3 protein-coding genes are annotated in these 1,923 nt (G+C 60.2%); all 3 read left to right on the plus strand.

Features of this window, described 5'->3' with window-relative positions:
* The coding region (locus ACIP1X_RS28775) for a tetratricopeptide repeat protein (protein WP_400755961.1) at positions 1 to 576 on the plus strand (576 nt) is incomplete at its 5' end.
* Positions 569 to 1,720, plus strand: coding sequence for an outer membrane protein assembly factor BamB (bamB, locus tag ACIP1X_RS28780; protein WP_053123522.1), 1,152 nt, complete (start codon positions 569 to 571; stop codon positions 1,718 to 1,720). The genes ACIP1X_RS28775 and bamB, both read left to right, overlap by 8 nt.
* Positions 1,721 to 1,859: 139 nt before the next feature.
* The coding region (locus ACIP1X_RS28785; RefSeq protein ID WP_400755962.1) for a GTPase at positions 1,860 to 1,923 on the plus strand (64 nt) is incomplete at its 3' end.

A 1,923-nucleotide genomic window follows, 5' to 3' on the forward strand; every position in this document is an offset into this window, starting at 1 on the left:
CTGGTCACCGGCGGCCTGTTGGCGCTGGTCATCGTGTTCGGCTGGCAGGCTTATCACAAATATCAGGGCAACCAGTCGCAAGGCGCCTCGGTGCTCTATCAGCAATTGCTGGAAACCACGCTGACGCCTGACGGCAAACCTGATGCTGCCCGCGTTGCGGATCTGGCCGGCAAGCTCAACAGCGAATTCGGCGGTACTGCCTACGCGCAGTACGGCAGCCTGTTCGTCGCCAAAGTGGCGGTCGACAGCGGCAAGCTGGACGACGCTGCGACCGAGCTGAAAGCCATCGTCGACAAACCGGCAAACCCGGCGCTGGGCGAAATCGCCCGTCAGCGTCTGGCACAGGTTTTGGGTGCGTTGAACAAAGCTGAAGACGGTCTGAAACTGCTCGACGGCGACGCCGACAAAGCGTTCCTGGCCACTCGCGAAGAACTCAAGGGCGACCTGCTGGTGCAGCTGGGCCGTACCGATGACGCGAACAAGGCGTATCAAAAAGCCAAGGCAGCACTGTCGGATGAAGCGGCGGTCGGTGGCCTTCAAATCAAGCTCGACGACCTGGCCAAAGGGGATGCGTGACGTGATCCGTTGGAAGCATGCAGCATTGCTGGCTCTGGCCCTTCTGGCCGCGGGTTGCAGCAGCAACAGCAAAAAAGAATTGCCACCGGCTGAACTGACCGACTTCAAAGAAGAAGTGGTTCTGCAAAAGCAGTGGAGTCGTTCGATCGGTGACGGTCAGGGCGAAACCTATAACATGCTGGTGCCGGCGATCGACGGTGACACCATCTACGCGGCCGATGTGACCGGCGTAGTAATGGGCATGGATCGCAGCAACGGCGACGTGAAGTGGAAGCAAGACCTTGAACTGCCTGTCTCCGGCGCCGTTGGCGTAGGTTACGGTCTGGTTCTGATCGGTACGCTGCGTGGCGAAGTCGTCGCTCTGGACGCCAGCAATGGTGAAGAGAAGTGGCGCGCTCGCGTCAACAGCGAAGTCCTTGCGCCGCCGGCCAACAACGGCGACGTGGTGGTTGTGCAGACTCAGGACGATCGTCTGATCGGTCTGGATGCCTCCACCGGTACTCAGCGCTGGGTGTATGACAGCACCCCGGCCGTTCTGACCCTGCGTGGCACCAGTGCTCCGCTGGTTACCAACCGCCTCGCGGTGGCTGGCCTGTCGACCGGTAAAGTTGTCGCCCTGGATATTTCCAACGGCGTGCCGGTCTGGGAACAACGTATTGCGATTCCGCAAGGTCGTTCGGAACTGGAGCGCGTGGTCGACATCGACGGCGGTCTGCTGTTGTCCGGCGGCACCCTGTACGTTGCCAGCTATCAGGGTCGCGTCGCGGCACTGGATCTGGAAAGCGGTCGTCAACTCTGGCAGCGCGATGCGTCGAGCTACGCGGGTATTGCTCAGGGTTTCGGCAGCGTTTACGTGAGCCTGTCTTCGGGCACTGTTGAAGGCGTCGACGAGCGTTCCACCACAGCATTGTGGAGCAACGATTCGCTGGCTCGCCGTCAACTGTCGGCTCCGGAAGTGTTCTCCAGCTATGTAGCAGTGGGTGACCTGGAAGGTTATCTGCACCTGTTGAGTCAGGTTGACGGCCGTTTCGTCGGCCGTGAGCGCATCGACAGCGACGGCCTGCGTGCCCGTCCGCTGGTGGTGGGTGACACGATTTATGTGTATGGCAACAGCGGCAAACTGGAAGCCCTGACCATCAAGTAACAACTATGCTTGGGGATAACACCCCAGGCAGCTTCACTAGTGGAAGTGAACCTGTTCACTCCCACAGTGTTGCCCCGAGCACCAGCCGCTGCCTCGCAGCGGCTTTTGTATTTTCTGAAATAACGAAGTGGAGAGCCGCATGGTTCCCGTAATCGCCCTGGTGGGCCGACCGAACGTCGGCAAGTCCACCTTGTTCAACCGCC

The sequence above is a fragment of the Pseudomonas sp. NPDC088885 genome (assembly GCF_044750025.1).
In the GTDB taxonomy this organism is placed as follows: domain Bacteria; phylum Pseudomonadota; class Gammaproteobacteria; order Pseudomonadales; family Pseudomonadaceae; genus Aquipseudomonas; species Aquipseudomonas rustica.